Raw genomic sequence first — 15082 nt, forward strand, 5'->3', positions numbered from 1 at the left:
GCTTCAGCCGATCGCCTGCTCGCTGCTGTCGAAGTAGCGCAGCGCGTCGGCGGCGATGGCCAGGCGCAGCGTGCCCGACAGGCGCGCCTCGGCGCTGGGCGACAGCACCACCAGCTCGCCCAGCGTGCAGCGCAAATAGCAGAAGGCGCGGTCGCCCAGGTGCTCCACCGCCTGCGTCTCGCAGCCCTGCAACTCCAGCTGCACCTGGCCCGGTCCGGCCTCGCCCAGCCTCGCCTGCTCGGGGCGGAAGCCGACGGTGCGCAGCTCGGCGGGCAGGGTGCGCGGCACGTCCAGGTGCGTGTCCGCGCCCAGCGAAAGGCGCGTGCCGCCGCTACCGCTGGCCTGCATGCCCTGCACCGGGAAGAGGTTGATGCGCGGCGTGCCGATGAAGCCCGCCACGAAGAGGTTGGCCGGCGCGCGGTACAGCTCCAGCGGCGCGCCCACCTGCTCGATGCGGCCCTTGCGCAGGACCACGATCTGGTCGGCCAGGGTCATGGCCTCGGTCTGGTCGTGCGTCACGTACACGGCGGTGGCCTGCAGGGCGCGCTGCATGCGCGCGATCTCCAGGCGCAGCCGAACGCGCAATTCCAGATCCAGGTTGGACAGCGGCTCGTCGTAGAGGAACACGCCGGGCTGGCGGATCATCGCCCGCCCCATGGCCACGCGCTGGCGCTGGCCGCCCGAGAGCTGGCGCGGGTAGCGATCGAGCAGGGCGGTGAGCTCCAGCTTGTGCGCGATCTCCTGCACCGCCTTCTCCTGCTCGGCCTTGCCCACCTTGGCCATGCGCAGCGGAAAGCTCAGGTTGTGGCGCACCGTCTTGTGCGGATACAGCGCGTAGTTCTGGAACACCAGCGCGCAGCCGCGGTCGGCCGGCGGCACCTCGTTCATCAGCTTGCCGTCGATGCGGATCTCGCCGCCGCTGGGCGTCTCCAGCCCCGCGATCATGCGCAGCAGCGTGGACTTGCCGCAGCCCGAGGGGCCCAGCAGCACCGTGACCTTGCCGTCGGGCATGCTCAGGTCGAGGTCGGGGATGACCTCCACGTCGCCGAAACGCTTGCTGATGGAACGGAGCTGGATATCGGCCATGGGGTCGGGAGGTGAGGGTGGGACGGCGCGGCTAGCCGGCGTTGCCGGCGGCCACGCCGCGCTGGATGTTGTTCTCGGTGAGCCCCAGCAGGTTCTCCATCGCCTTTCGGGCGGCGGCCGGCTTGCGGGCCCAGATTTCCTCGAGCACCGCGCGGTGCAGCGGCAAGCTCTTGCGCGGCGCGCCGGGCTGCTTGGTCGACAGCTCGAAGGACATGCGCAGCGCCGCCTCGACGGTGGCGCCGAAGGACATGAGGAAGGGGTTGCCGGTGGCGCTGAGGATGGCGCGGTGGAAGGCCAGGTCCGGCCCCGCATAAGCCACCGGGTCGGTGCCTGCCGCGTCCATGCCGCGGTAGGCGCGCTCGATGGCGGCGATGGCGGCATCGGTGGCCACCGTGGCGGCGATCTCGCAGGCAGCCGGTTCCACGATGCGGCGCAGCTGCATCAGGTGCTGGGCCATTTCCGCGCGGTTGTCGCCGGACCAGGTCCAGCGCAGCACGTCCTCGTCGAGCATGTTCCATTGGCTGCGCGGCAGCACCCGGGTGCCGGCCTTCTGCCGGGCTGCCACCAGGCCCTTGGCCTTGAGCCGCGTCAGTCCCTCGCGCACCGAGGTGCGGGCCACGCCCAGGGCGTCGGCCAGCTCGATCTCGGTGGGCAGGGCGACGCCCTCGGCCCATTCGCCACCCACCACGCGGCGGGCAAGCTCCTCCGTCACATGCAGCGGCCCGCGCCGCACCGCCAGGGCACGGGAAGTAGGTGATTTCTTCTTTTGGTCTGACATATGAATGGATGGACGGCAAGATTAGCGCGCTGAGCTGAAGATGAATTGCGGGTTTATCCGGGGCTCTCGCGATTCTTGTTGTCTGTCATATTCGCCACCGCATCAGCGCCCACGGTCTGTCGTGCGCGGCCCGGCGTTCCTCCAAGACAAACAGGAGACATATCGTGAGCAACGTTTCTTCAATTGGACCCGATCCCACCCGCCGCAGCCTGCTCAAGGCCGCCGCCGGCGTCGCCGCCGTGGGCACGGGCGGCGGCCTGGCCTTTCCGGCCATCGCGCAATCCAAGCCCTTCAACGGCCTGAAGCTGCGCGGCGCGGCCTACCAGCACGGCTTCTTCAACATCCTGAAGAAGTACATCCCCGAGTTCGAGCAGCAGACCGGCATGACGGTGGACCTGCAGCTCTCGGCCTTCCCGGTCTACAACCAGCAGGCCGACCTGGAGCTGTCCTCCGGCGGCAGCGCCTGGGACTTCTGCAACGTCACCTTCATCCTGGCGGCGCGCTGGGTGGCCGCCGGCCTGCTGGCCGACCTGGACGACTTCACGAAGGACAAGAAGCTCACGGCGGCCAACTGGAACCCAGACGACTTCGTGCTGGGCGCTCAGCTGCCCTACCGCGACAAGGCCGGCCACACCTTCGGCTACTCGTGGGAAGGCGGCGCCATGCTGATGGGCGTCGCCCGCCCCGACCTGATGAAGAAGCGCGGCGTGGAGATTCCCACCACCTTCGACGGCCTGATGAAGGCGGCCGAGGCCATGAACGGCCAGGAGGGCATGACCGGCTTCGTCAGCTCGAACCTGCACCACTGGTTCCTGCCACCCTATGTGCAGGGCTTCGGCGGCGACCTGTTCGTCAACCCACCGACCGACATCACGCCCGCGCTGGACAGCGCACCGGCCATCCAGGCCACCGAGTTCTATTCGACGCTGTTGTCCAAGTACAGCCCGCAGGGCGTGCTGGGCTACACCGAGGACCAGGCGCGCGCTGCGCTCATCAGCGGGCGCTCCAACATCTTCATCCACTCCAGCTCGTGGGTGGCGGCCATGCTCACCTCGCCCGACAGCAAGGTGAAGGACACGGCGCGCGTGGTTCGCATGCCTGCCGGACCCAAGGGCGACTTCCCGGCTTCCAACAGCCAGGGCCTGGGCATCCCGAAGAACGCCAAGAACAAGGAGGCCGCCTGGGCCTTCATCCAGTGGGCGCTCAGCCCCGAGCTCACTGCGCGCATCGTCAAGGACACGGGCCATCCGTCGATCTGCCGCCGTTCGATCATCCAGAGCGAGGAATACAAGCGCGTCAACACCATCAACGGCCAGGACCTGGGCAAGCTCTACCTCGAGGTGCTGGAGCAGCCGGGCAAGACGCGCAACTACATGGCCTACCGCACGGTGAAGGAATTCCCGCTGGTCGGCGACGTGGTCAACAAGGCGGTCGAGCGCGTGGTGTCGGGCCAGATGCCAGCTGCTGCCTCGATGAAGATGGCGCAGGAAGCGGCCCTGGGCAGCCTGCGCCGCGCAGGCGCCAAGGTCTGAGGGCAGGCACCGCCGCATGACTGCCGCGCGCGCATCCTACGAAAGGCAGCGACGCCGCTTCGTCTGGGCGGCCATCACGCCCAGCCTGGTCGTGCTGCTGCTCATCGCGGGGCTGCCCACGCTCTTTCTCATCGTCACCAGCCTCACGCCGGCGGCGCTGGTCAACCCGGCCTCGCTGGGCGACTTCAGTGACCCGCTGCGCAACTACAAGCTGCTGGGCGGCGACGAACGCTTCGTCGGCTCGCTGTGGGTGCAGGCGCGGCTGTCGCTCTACACGGTGGTGCTGCAGGTGCTGCTGGGCACGGGCCTGGCGCTGATGGTGAATTCGGCGCAGGGGCGCTGGCAGTCGCTGCGGCATCTGTTCGTCATTCCCATGGTGCTGCCGCCCATCGTGGTGGCGGTGATCTGGAAGCTGATCTACACACCCGACATCAGCCCCATCTACCAGATGGCGCGGGTGCTGGGCGTGACGCTGCCGGCGCTCACCACGCACGTGGACTTCGCGCTCATCGCCATCGTCATCGCCGACACCTGGGAGTGGGCGCCCTTCACCTTCCTCATGGTGCTGGCCTCGCTGCAGACGCTGCCAGCCGAATACGTGGAGGCCGCGCGCATGGACGGCGCCGACGCCTGGCGCGTGTTCGGCCACATCGTGCTGCCCTACATCGCGCCGGTGCTGGTGGTGTGCACGCTCTTCCGGCTCATCGACAGCATCAAGGCCTTCCCGCTGATCTTTTTGCTCACCGGCGGCGGGCCAGGCACGGTGACCGAGGTGACCAACTACTACGCCTACCTGGTGGCCTTCAACTTCGGCGAATTGGGTTATTCGAGCGCGATCACCGTGGTGCTGCTCACCGCGACCGTGGTCATCAGCTGGGCCGCAATGCGCATGAGCCGGCGCACGGAGGGCATGCAATGAGTGTGGGTCGTCGAGTTCGACGCGTGCTGGGGCCGTGGGCGGTGCCGGTGGTGCTGCTCCTGATGCTGTTGCCCTTCCTGTGGCTGCTGCAGATGTCCTTCAAGCCCAAGGACCTGATGCTGGAGTTTCCGCCGCGCATGTTCTTCACGCCCACGCTGGAGCACTACGTGGGGCTGTGGCAGGGCGGCTTTCCGGAGTCCTTCGTCAACAGCCTGGTGACCAGCATCGTGTCCACGGTGTTCGCGCTGGTGCTGGGCGTGCCGGCGGCCTACGCGCTGTCGCGCTGGAGCGGGCGCGGGCGTTTCGGCCTGGGCCTGTCGATCCTGCTCACGCGCATGGCGCCGCCCATCGCCTTCACCATCCCCTTCTTCCTGGCCTTCCGCTGGCTGGGGCTGCTGGACACGCGCACGGGCCTCATCCTGATCTACATGAGCTTCAACCTGCCGCTGGTGATCTGGATGATGCAGCCCTTCTTCGACGCGGTGCCCGCCTCGCTGGAAGAGGCCGCGCTCATGGATGGTGCACCCTGGCACACCGTGTTCCTGGAGATCGTCATGCCCCTGGCCAGCGCCGGCATCGCGGCCACCGCCATCCTGTGCTTCCTGTACGCCTGGAACGACTTCTTCTTCGCCCTCATCCTCACTCGCACCGATGCGCGCACCGCGCCGGTGGCGGTGGTCAACTTCATGAACTACGAAGGCTGGGAGTGGGGCAAGATCGCCGCCGGGGGCTCGCTGGTGATGGCGCCGGTGCTCGTGTTCTCGATGATGGTGCGCCGCTACCTGGTGAGCGGCCTCACCGCCGGCGCCGTGAAAGGCTGAATTCATGGAACTGACCGGCGCCACGCGCCTCGTGTTCATCCTCGCGCATCCCATCGGCCACGTGAAGGCGCCGCGGGTCTACAACCCGGCCTTCGCGGCGGCGGGGCTGGACTGGTTCCAGGTGCCCATGGGCGTCGCGCCCGAGGACCTGGTGGCCGTGCTCGGGCAGCTGGCGCGCGTGACCAATTTGCAGGGCATCAACCTCACGATTCCGCACAAGGCGGCCGGCCATGCGCTGTGCAGTTGGCTCACGCGCGAGGCGCGCGCCACCGGCATGGTCAACACGCTGCGGCTGGAGGCGGACGGCCAGTGGTCCGGCACCAATTCCGATGGCATCGGCTTCGTGGGCGCGGCGCGCGCCAGCGGGCTACTCGACCTGCAGCGGCCGGTGTTCATCGCCGGTGCGGGCGGCGCGGGAACGGCCATCGCCTTCGCACTGGCGCAGGAGGGTGTTCAGGAGATCCATGTGAGCGACACCGACCCGGCGCGCGTCGAAGCACTGCTGGGCGCGCTGCGCGCCGCCCATCCACGCATCACCGCCGGCACCGACCGCGATGCGCTCAGGCGCGCCGGCCTGGCCGTCAACGCCACGCCCATGGGCCTGCATGCGGAAGACCCGCTGCCGCTGGACCCCGCGCTGCTGCCCGGCGACGCGGCCCTCTTCGACATCATCGCCGCGCGCGACACCGAGCTGATGGCCGCCGCGAAGGCACGCGGACTGCGCGTGCTCGGCGGCCGTCCCATGATCGACCACCAGCTCGCGCACCAGATCGCGTTCTGGCGCGGCGATGCCATGCAACTGGAGCCCTCGCCTTGAACACCCCCAAGCGCAAGCACATCTTCCTGGTCATCACCGACCAGCAGCGCTACGACACCATCGCCGCCCACGGCTACCCGTGGATGCACACGCCGAATCTCGACCGGCTGCTGCGCGAAGGCACGCACTTCAGCAACTGCTTCATCACCGCGCCCAGCTGCGTGCCATCGCGCGCCAGCCTGTTCAACGGCTACTACCCGCACGCCACCGGCATCCTGCGCAACGGCCAGGAATGGCAGCGCACCTGGGTCGGCTCGCTGGCGCAGCAGGGCTACCACTGCGTCAACGTCGGCAAGATGCACACCATTCCGTACGACGCCAAGGCGGGCTTCCACGAGCGCTTCGTGTGCGAGAACAAGGATCGCTACTACGAGGGCCGCTGGTACGCCGACGAATGGGACAAGGCGCTGGTGTCGCGCTCGCAGATCAAGCCCTCGCGCGAGCGCTACCGCGAGCTGCCCGACTACAAGGAGCGCCTGGGCGCCTTCGACTGGACGCTGCCGCCCGAGTCGCATGCCGACTTCTTCGTCGGCGGCCTGGCCAACTGGTGGCTGGAGACGCGCCCCAAGCCCGAGCAGCTCTTCATGCAGGTGGGCTTCCTGGGCCCGCACCCGCCCTACGACCCGCTGCCCGAGTACACCCAGCGCTACCTGGACGACCCGCGCGTTCCCTTTGCCGACCCGAACCCGCCCGACCTGGACGACCTGCCCGCCTTCCTCAAGCACAAGCGCGAGCACGACAGCCAGGTGGACCACGACGCGGTGCTGTGGAACATGAAGCCCACGGCAGAGCAGATGCGGCGCCTGCGCGCCCACTACCTGGGCAACGTCACCATGATCGACGAGGCGCTGGGCCGCTTCATCGAGGTGCTGGAGCGCAAGGGCTACCTTCATGACTCGCTCATCATCTTCACCTCCGACCACGGCGACAACCTGGGCGACCACGGCCTGTCGCAGAAATGGTCGATGTACGACACGGTGACACGCGTGCCCGCCATCTTCTGGGCGCCGGGCGAAGTGAAGGCCGGGCAGAAGGTCGACGGGCTGTGCCAGCTCTTCGACATCGGCCCCACGGTGCTCGAATGGGCCGGCGCGCCGCTGCCGCCGGCCTGCCAGGCGCAGAGCCTCATGCCGGCGCTGCGCGGCGAGCCCTGGACGGGCCGCGACGAGGTGTTCGCCGAGCAGGCGGGCGACGTGTCGCTCACCGGCGCGCAGCTGATCACCATGGTGCGCGACAAGCGCTACAAGATCACCCACATCGTGGGCAGCGACGACGGCCAGCTCTTCGACCTGCAGGCCGATCCGCAGGAAGACCACAACCTGTGGAACGACCCCGCGCATGCGGACCAGAAGCAGCGCCTGCTGCATTCGCTGCTGGAGTGGCGCATGCGCAGCTCGGTGCAGACCATGAACATCATGGCCAGCGCCCGCTGAGCGTTACAACCGCAGCAGCAGCGCCGACGCCGCGCACACGATCAGGAAGGGAAAGCTGATCTTGTGGAACTCGCGCAGCCCGTTGGGCAGCTTCGCCAGCCGCAGCGCGATCAGGTTGGCCAGCGAGCCGATCACGAAGCCGAAGCCACCCACGCTCACGCCGGCAGCCAGCGCGGGCAGGTCGTGCACGTAGCGCTCCAGCAGGATGGCGGCAGGAACGTTGCTGATGAACTGCGATGTGACGATGGCCGCCAGGTAGGCGCGCCAGCCTTCGCCGATGGGCATCTGGCTGACCCAGTGGGCCAGCGCCGGCAACGCTGCAAGCTGGCGCAGGTCGATGAACATCAGCGCGATGATGGCCAGCAAGGTCCAGTCGACGGCCAGCAGCAGGCGAGGGCGCCACAGCGCGTAGACGCCCAGCACCAGGGCCAGGCCCCAGGCCAGCCAGCCCTGGTCCAGCGCCACCACGAAGACCAGGAAGAGCGCGGCCGACACATAGAGCAGTCGCGGCTCGCGCGGTGCCTCGTCGGGTGACTCGCGCAGCTCGATCGGCGTGCGCGGCACCAGCAGCCACCAGGCCACCACCAGCCAGCCGAGCATGATGGCCACGGTAGGCGCCATCATCCCCATGAAGCCCACGAAGCTCTGGCCCGAGAGCTGCCACAGGAAGAGATTCTGCGGATTGCCGATGGGCGTGAGTGCCGAGCCCGCGTTCACCGCCAGCGCCAGCAGCACCACCAGCCGCGCCAGCGGCAGGCGCGCCTGCTGCGAAAGCGCTCGGGTAAGGGGCACCAGCAGGAACAAGCTCACGTCGTTGGTGACCAGTGCCGAGAGAAGGGCCGCGCTCGCGGTCAGCACCGCTGCCAGCGTGTGCTCGTGATGCGTGTGCGAAAGCAGCCGGCGCGCCGCGGACTGCAGCATGCCGCTTCGCTCCACGCCCTGCGTGATGGCCAGCAGGCCCGCCAGCGCGCCGATGGTGTGCCAGTCGACCAGCCGCACATAGTCCATGGGCGACTGCGGCTGCACCACGCCGAGCACGACCGCGGCCCCGACCAGGATCCACAGCAGCCAGTTGCCGCCGCCGGCGTCGGCCTGGTGGTCGGAGCTGATCTCGCGGCGCGGCGCCTCGGGCGAAGGCTGGCCCCTCATGCCGGGGCTCACGCCGAACCGGCCTGCGGGTCGAGCGTCGCCAGGCGGTCGCGCAGCTCGCGCTTGAGCACCTTGCCGATGGCGCTGCGCGGCAGTTCGTTCACCCACAGGATGCGCGAGAGCCGCTGCGTCTTGCCCAGCTGCGCATTGGCCCAGGCACGCAGCGCCTCGGCCTCGACGAGCTCGACGCCTTCGCGCGCCACCACGAAGCCCACCGGCGTCTCGCCCCACTCCTGGCTGGGCACGCCCACCACCGACGCTTCCTGCACGGCCGGGTGCTGGCGCAGCACCGCCTCCAGGTCGCTGGGGTAGATGTTGAAGCCGCCGCTGATGATCATGTCCTTGCGCCTGTCGAACAGCGTCAGGAAGCCTTCTGCGTCGAAGCGGCCGATGTCGCCGGTGCGGATGAAGCGCTTGCCGCCGGCGTCGAACCACTCGGCCTCGCGCGTCTTCTCGGGCTGGCCGTGGTAGCCGGTCATCATGCCGGCCGAATGGCCCACCACCTCGCCGGCCTCGCCGGGCGCCACTTCGTTGCCGGCCTCGTCGATCAGGCGGATGTCGCTGCCTTCGGCCGGCCGGCCCACGGTGTGCAGCTTGTCGGGGTGCAGGTGCGCTTCCAGGATGCAGGTGCCGCCGCCCTCGGTCATGCCGTAGAACTCCACCAGGCCGCCGGGCCAGCGCTTGAGCACGTCGGCCTTCAGCGCGGCGTTGAAGGGCGCGCTGGTGCTGAACTTGAAATGGAAGCTCGACAGGTCGTGGCGGTCGAAGTCCGGCCGCGCCATCAGCCGCTGGTACTGCACCGGCACCAGCATGGTATGGCTCACGCGCTGCTGCTGGGCCAGCTGCAGGTAGCGGGCGGCATCGAACTTGGCCATCAGGCTGACGCTGCCGCCATAGGCCAGCGAGGGAAAGAACACCACCAGCGTGGTGTTGGAATACAGCGGCGTCGACAGCAGCGTGACCGACTGCGGCCCGTAGCCGTACGTGACGCCGCGCCGCACATGCGCCCAGCGCATGCCATGCGCCTGCACGATGCCCTTGGGCTCGCCGGTGGTGCCCGAGGAATAGATGATGTTGAAGGGTGTGCCTCGCTCCACCGGCGCCGGCGCAGGGCGTGCGCCGGGCGCGGCGAGCCAGGCGTCGAAGGATTCGCCATGCGCGCTGCCATCGAGGGCGATGCGCCGCACGCCGCCGCTCACCTCGCCCAGCACCTCGACCGTGCCGGCGTCCAGGAAGAGCAGGCGGCCCGTCGCGTCCTGCACCATGCGCGCCAGGCTGGCCGGCGTGGAACTGGGCGCGAGCGGCGCCACCGCGACGCCGGCGCGCAAGGCGCCCAGGAACAGGACGGCGTAGTTCACCGAGGAAGCCGCGCAGACGGCCACCGCGTCGCCGGTCTTCAGTCCGTCGCGCTGCAGCGCCGCGGCCACGCGGTCCATCAGTGCGTCGAGCTGGCCGTAGCTGAGGCTTGCCTCGTCATCGCGAAGGGCGGGGTTGTCGGGGCGTGCCGCTGCATGCAGGCGGATCGCGTCGGCAATGGTGCCGAAATCCTGTTGAACGAATGTGTCGAAGTCGGGCGATTGGGACATAGCCCCCAAGCCTACGACCAACACGGCTCACAAGCCAAGCGCGCCGAGTCCCGGATGTTCGTCCGGACGCCGTCCCTGCGGCCAGTGGTACTTGCGGTCGGCTTCGGCGATCGGCAGGTCGTTGATGCTGGCGAAGCGTCGCGCCATCAGCCCGTGCTCGTCGAACTCCCAGTTCTCGTTGCCGTAGGAGCGGAACCAGTTGCCCGCGTCGTCGCGCCATTCGTAGGCGAAGCGCACCGCGATGCGGTTGCCGTCGTGCGCCCACAGCTCCTTGATGAGGCGGTAGTCCAGCTCGCGCGCCCACTTGCGGGTGAGGAAGGCCTCGATCTGCTCGCGGCCCACCGGAAACTCGGCCCGGTTGCGCCAGGTGCTATCTACCGTGTAGGCCAATGCCACGCGCTTGGGGTCGCGCGAGTTCCAGGCGTCTTCGGCCATCCGCACTTTTTGCTTCGCGGTTTCGAGGGTGAAGGGCGGCAGCGGCGGCCGGGATTCGTTGGATGCGGTGCTCATCGAAGACTCCTGTTGCAAGATGAAAGAAAAGAGCTCAGCCGGCCTCCATAATCGCGCCCGGCCCGCCAACCCACAAGAACGAGAGAAGCGCATGGACCGTCTGCAAGCGATGGCGACCTTTGTCGCGGTGGTCGACGGCGGCAGCTTTGCCAGCGCCGCCCGCAAGCTCGAGCTCTCGCCCCCGGTGGTGACCCGCGCCGTGGCCGAGCTGGAGGAGCGCCTGCAGCTTCGCCTTCTCACGCGCACCACGCGCATGGTGCGCGTGACCGAGGCCGGCGCCCGCTATGCCGAGGACTGCCGCCGCATCCTGGCCGAGGTCGAGGAGGCCGAGTCGGCCGCCACCGGCACCCACGGCGCCCCGCGCGGCACGCTCAGCCTCACGGCGCCGGTGCTCTTCGGCCAGATGTACGTCACCCCCCTGCTGGTGCGCTACCTGAAGCGCTTTCCCGAGGTGGACGCGCAGTGCCTGTTCCTCGATCGCGTGGTGAACCTGATGGAGGAGGGCGTCGACGTGGCCGTGCGCATCGCCGAGCTGCCGGATTCGTCGCTGCAGGCCGTGCGCGTCGGCCGCGTACGCCGTGTGCTGGTGGCCGCACCGGCCTACCTGGAAGCGCATGGCATGCCCAAGCGCCCTGAAGACCTGCCCGACCACGTCACCGTCTCCGCCGCCGGCCTCAGTGCCCAGCCCGAGTGGCGCTTCAGCGTCGACGGCCAGCCGCGGACCCAGCGGGTGGCGCCGCGCCTGCGCACCACCACCAACGACTCGGCCATCTCCGCCACGCTGGCTGGCCTGGGCATCGCGCGGCTGCTCAGCTACCAGGCCGCGCCGCATGTGGCCGCCGGCACGCTGGTGCCGGTGCTGCAGGAATTCGAATCCGCGCCCGTGCCCATCCACGTGGTGCACCAGGAGGGTCGGCGCGCCACGAAGAAGGTGCGCGACTTCATCGACATGGCCGTCGAGTCCTTGCGCGCCGACCCGGCCTTGCGCTGAACTGCGGCTTGCCGGCGTCACGACAGTGGCGGCGAGTGGGGCGACCAATCGCGGAACGCCCAGCGCAACGGCAGGGCATCGCGCAACCGCCATCCGGCCTCGATGCGGAAGCGCCATGCGCGTTCTGCGCCGGGCAGAACCGCCAGTTCCGGCGAGCCGTCCCACACCATCTCGGTGCGTCCAGTGAGCGTCAGCAGGTCGCCACGCTCGAAGTCGATGAAGAGCACCCCGGCGCGCGGATTGAGCTGCAGGTTGCCCAGCGTCATGAAGAACTGGTTGCCGTTGTAGTCTGGCACCAGCAACGTGTGCGCGTCCTCCACCTTCACGAAGCCGGCGCGCCCGCCCCGGTGGGACACATCGGCGCCGCGGTCGCCGTCGCCCTCCTGCGGCGGGGCCGCGGTGGCAACGAAAAGCGTGTCGGCCTGCGTGATGGTTGCGCGCGCTTCGTCATCCAGTGCGTCGAGTGCCTCGATGCCGCGCGGCCGCAGGTCTGCAGCGTCGCGTGCCCAACCGAACTCGCGTCCCACGATGTAGCGCGGGCAGTTGCCCACCGACTGGTCGATGGCCAGGCTGAAGCCATGGTCACCAACGCGCGTCACATGGCCGCTCGCCCGGTTACGCCGCCGCGTGTGCAGCTCGATACCCAGCAGGCCCAAACCTGCGCCCGGGAGAAGCGCTTGCGAGAGCGGATCGCCGTCGACGGGGCGCGTGTCGAACTCCAGCCGGTTCGCATCCGGTGCCTGGATGAATCCCGGCTGCCCCACCAGCACCGAGGCCCAGGGCCGGGCTTGCGCATCGACCGAGCCCACCAGCATGAAAGGCAGATGCTCGAAGAAGCGTTGGTGCTGCTCAGGCATCCAGTGACGCACGACGCGCGGGCCGATCTCCTGCATGCGATCGGCAACGCCGACATGTTCCTGCACCGCGCGTTCGCCTGCATGCCAGGGACCGCTGTTGCGCGATGCATCGAGAGGGGAGTTCCTGTCCATGGCGTTCAGGCCGCGAGGCCGACCGGGGATCGGATGAAAGGCACGAAGCCGGGCAGCGCCTCGATGCGTGCCAGCCAGGCGCGCACCGCCGGGTAGTCGGCCAGGTCCACATTGCCTTCGGGGGCGGCCCAGATGTAGCTATAGCCGGCGATGTCGGCGATGGTGGGCGCGTCGGCTGCCAGGAAGGCCTGCGTGGAAAGGTGCTTGTCCATCACCTTGAGCAGCGCATGCGAGCGCGCGATCAGGCTGTCGGCATCCAGCTTTTGCCCGAACAACGTGACCAGCCGCGCCGACGCGGGGCCGAAGGCGATCTGCCCCGCTGCAACCGACAGCCAGGCTTGCACGCGAGCCTGCGCGAGCGCATCGCGCGGAAGCCAGCAGCGCTCGTCCGCGTCGTAGCGCGTGGCCAGGTAGACCAGGATCGCATTGGAGTCGAACACCGCGTCATCGCCATCCACCAGCACCGGCACCTGGCCGAAGGGATGCATCTTGAGGAACTCGGGCGTCTTGTGTTCGCCCTTGGGCAGGTCCACGTCGATCAGCTCGTAGGGCAGGCCCATCAGGCCCAGCGCGAGGTGCACGCGATGCGCATGGCCCGACAGCGCGAAGCGGTGAAGCTGCAGGGGTGCACGAGGGACGGTGGTCATGTATTTCTCCTTGGTTGAAGACATGACTGTGATGTCGCATCCGTCAAAAGAGAATGCGCGCCGCGCGTAAGTGAGTCTTGCTGAACCGGGAATAAAGGCGCAGCAAATGCAGTGATGAGACCGCTTGCGATGACGCGAGAAACACACAGGGCATCTGTAAGTGTTCGTTAGGCCGCGTGCGTACTTCACACATGCAGGCGTTCAAGTGTCACGCACAGTCAAGCATCCAAAGCTGGGGTTTTGAGCAGACATATCGAACCTAGACTTCGAATCCTGCCTCGCAACAGTGCGGCAGAGTTCTCTTTCAATTACTCAATCAATCAGGGATTCACATGAACAAGAAAGCAGCATTCATCAACTTCGCAGCGCTGACCGTGGCCGGCCTCGTATCGCAAGGCGCCTTCGCCGCCGATGGCCAGATCAACTTCACCGGCCAGATCGTCGACACGCCCTGCTCGATCGCACCCAGCAGCCAGAACCTGACGGTGCCGCTGGGCAACGTTGCGCGCAGCTCGCTGAACGGCACCGTGGGCAAGAAGTCCACGCCCGCCAAGTTCACCATCAACCTGACGGGCTGTGGCGCAACCGCCGTCGGCGCCAAGGTCACCTTCACCGGCACCGCCGACACGAATGACGCCACCGTGCTGAAGCTGGCCAATGCAGGTACGGTTGGCACCACCGCGTCCGCCGCAGGTGTGGCTGTGGAAATCGAAGACTCCACCGGCGCCAAGATCGCGCTGGGCGCCCAGTCGGCCAGCTACGCCCTGGGCGCTGGCGACAACGCGCTGCAGTTCCAGGCCGCCTACGTGGCCACGCAGCCTGCCGTGACCTCGGGCCCAGCCAACGCCACCGCCCAGTTCACGGTCGCCTACAACTAAGCACCGAGCACTGCACACACCGCCGCGCCTTTCTTGGGCGCGGCGGGCGGTGCAGACCTTTCCCCCTTTTGCCTGCCCAGCGCAGCGCTGCATAAGCGCCGTGCTGCCTTGGGCATGCCTTGTCGCGCGCTCGTGCGCTTCGGAAATTCATTCATGTACAGCAAGAACAGCCTGCGCTGGGTTCTCGGCATGCTGCTGATGCTCAGCCTCCAATGGTCCGCCAGCGCCGGCGTGCTGCTCGGCGGAACGCGTGTGATCCTGCACGAGAAAGACCGCGAAGCCTCCATTCCGCTGAAGAACACGGGCACGTCTCCCTACGTCATCCAGGCATGGATCGATGCCGGCGAAGGCAAGAACAAGACGCCCCTGCTGGTGACACCGCCGCTGTCACGCCTGGACCCCGGCATGGAAAACATCCTGCGTATCGTCCGCGTGCAGAGCGGCCTTCCATCCGATCGCGAATCGGTGTTCTGGCTCAACGTCAAGGAAATCCCCGAGAAGCCCAACGAGGACAACGTCCTGCAGATCTCCGTGCGTACGCGCATCAAGCTCTTCTACCGGCCCTCGGGCCTGCAGGGAAAGTCTGGCGAAGCGCACGAGCAGCTGGAGTGGGTCGTCAGCGAAGGCGAGAAGGGGCAGGGTGCCACGCTGCGAATCGGCAACCCCACGCCCTATCACGTGACGCTGTTGGCCATGAAGGTCAACGGAGGTCGGCAGGTGATCGAGCCCAGCATGATCCCGCCCTTCGGCGAATCGAGCTATGCCCTGAGCACGGTGAGTTCGCCCGAACCCATCGACCTCAACTTCACCACGCTCAACGACTACGGCGGCGAGACGCCGGAAGAGAAGGTGAGGGTGCCGGTAGGCAGCAAGCCCGTCGCCGTCAAGGCGGAGTTGGTACCGCCGCCTGCGGACACGGCCAAGCGCTGAGTTCCAGACAAAAAAG

The 15082-nt window shown here is 68.0% G+C and carries 15 protein-coding genes; 8 read left to right on the forward strand and 7 right to left on the reverse strand.

The window, feature by feature from the left end; all coding sequences use genetic code 11:
* Positions 1–3: 3 nt before the first annotated feature.
* Entirely contained in the window at positions 4–1086 is a 1083-nt protein-coding gene (locus BM345_RS19310) for an ABC transporter ATP-binding protein (protein ID WP_093382240.1), read from the reverse strand.
* Between the two features lie 31 nt (positions 1087–1117).
* Complete coding sequence (locus tag BM345_RS19315; RefSeq protein ID WP_093382242.1) at positions 1118–1864, reverse strand: FadR/GntR family transcriptional regulator; 747 nt, start codon at positions 1862–1864, stop codon at positions 1118–1120.
* 164 nt (positions 1865–2028) lie between these two features.
* Here BM345_RS19315 and BM345_RS19320 point away from each other — a divergent pair, with 164 nt between their 5' ends.
* Genes BM345_RS19320 through BM345_RS19340 form a run of 5 tightly spaced genes read left to right on the forward strand, consistent with a single transcriptional unit; the run spans position 2029 to position 7386 of the window.
* Entirely contained in the window at positions 2029–3396 is a 1368-nt protein-coding gene (locus BM345_RS19320; RefSeq protein WP_093382245.1) for an ABC transporter substrate-binding protein, read from the forward strand.
* 16 nt (positions 3397–3412) lie between these two features.
* Positions 3413–4315 (forward strand): carbohydrate ABC transporter permease, encoded by a 903-nt coding sequence (locus tag BM345_RS19325; protein WP_093382248.1) that lies wholly within the window; start codon positions 3413–3415, stop codon positions 4313–4315.
* Positions 4312–5136 (forward strand): carbohydrate ABC transporter permease, encoded by an 825-nt coding sequence (locus BM345_RS19330; protein ID WP_093382251.1) that lies wholly within the window; start codon positions 4312–4314, stop codon positions 5134–5136. Before BM345_RS19325 ends, BM345_RS19330 begins: the two co-directional genes overlap by 4 nt.
* 4 nt (positions 5137–5140) lie before the next feature.
* Complete coding sequence (locus tag BM345_RS19335; RefSeq protein WP_093382254.1) at positions 5141–5953, forward strand: shikimate dehydrogenase family protein; 813 nt, start codon at positions 5141–5143, stop codon at positions 5951–5953.
* A complete protein-coding gene (locus tag BM345_RS19340; RefSeq protein WP_093382257.1) occupies positions 5950–7386 on the forward strand; it encodes a sulfatase family protein in 1437 nt (478 codons plus the stop codon). Before BM345_RS19335 ends, BM345_RS19340 begins: the two co-directional genes overlap by 4 nt.
* Positions 7387–7389: 3 nt before the next feature.
* Here the strand turns inward: BM345_RS19340 and BM345_RS19345 are convergent, their stop codons facing one another.
* Genes BM345_RS19345 through BM345_RS19355 form a run of 3 tightly spaced genes read right to left on the reverse strand, consistent with a single transcriptional unit; the run spans position 7390 to position 10631 of the window.
* On the reverse strand, positions 7390–8535 hold the full coding sequence (locus tag BM345_RS19345; protein WP_093382260.1) for an SLC13 family permease: 1146 nt from the start codon (positions 8533–8535) through the stop codon (positions 7390–7392).
* Positions 8536–8543: 8 nt separating this feature from the next.
* Complete coding sequence (locus BM345_RS19350; protein WP_093382263.1) at positions 8544–10121, reverse strand: class I adenylate-forming enzyme family protein; 1578 nt, start codon at positions 10119–10121, stop codon at positions 8544–8546.
* Positions 10122–10148: 27 nt separating this feature from the next.
* Complete coding sequence (locus BM345_RS19355; protein ID WP_093382266.1) at positions 10149–10631, reverse strand: nuclear transport factor 2 family protein; 483 nt, start codon at positions 10629–10631, stop codon at positions 10149–10151.
* A gap of 91 nt (positions 10632–10722) precedes the next feature.
* On the opposite strand from BM345_RS19355, the gene BM345_RS19360 reads away from it, so the two are divergent.
* Positions 10723–11622, forward strand: a complete 900-nt coding sequence (locus BM345_RS19360; protein WP_093382269.1) for a LysR family transcriptional regulator — start codon at positions 10723–10725, stop codon at positions 11620–11622.
* Between the two features lie 17 nt (positions 11623–11639).
* Here BM345_RS19360 and BM345_RS19365 read toward each other — a convergent pair whose 3' ends face one another.
* On the reverse strand, positions 11640–12611 hold the full coding sequence (locus BM345_RS19365) for a pyridoxamine 5'-phosphate oxidase family protein (protein ID WP_093382272.1): 972 nt from the start codon (positions 12609–12611) through the stop codon (positions 11640–11642).
* A gap of 5 nt (positions 12612–12616) precedes the next feature.
* Positions 12617–13258, reverse strand: coding sequence for a glutathione S-transferase family protein (locus BM345_RS19370; RefSeq protein WP_093382275.1), 642 nt, complete (start codon positions 13256–13258; stop codon positions 12617–12619).
* Positions 13259–13590: 332 nt separating this feature from the next.
* Between BM345_RS19370 and BM345_RS19375 the strand changes: the two genes are divergently transcribed.
* Both BM345_RS19375 and BM345_RS19380 read left to right on the forward strand, forming a co-directional pair.
* Positions 13591–14136, forward strand: a complete 546-nt coding sequence (locus tag BM345_RS19375) for a fimbrial protein (protein WP_093382278.1) — start codon at positions 13591–13593, stop codon at positions 14134–14136.
* Between the two features lie 153 nt (positions 14137–14289).
* Positions 14290–15066, forward strand: coding sequence for a fimbrial biogenesis chaperone (locus tag BM345_RS19380; protein WP_093382281.1), 777 nt, complete (start codon positions 14290–14292; stop codon positions 15064–15066).
* Positions 15067–15082 lie beyond the last annotated feature (16 nt).

It is taken from the genome of Variovorax sp. OV329, from assembly GCF_900114785.1.
Classification (GTDB): domain Bacteria; phylum Pseudomonadota; class Gammaproteobacteria; order Burkholderiales; family Burkholderiaceae_C; genus Variovorax.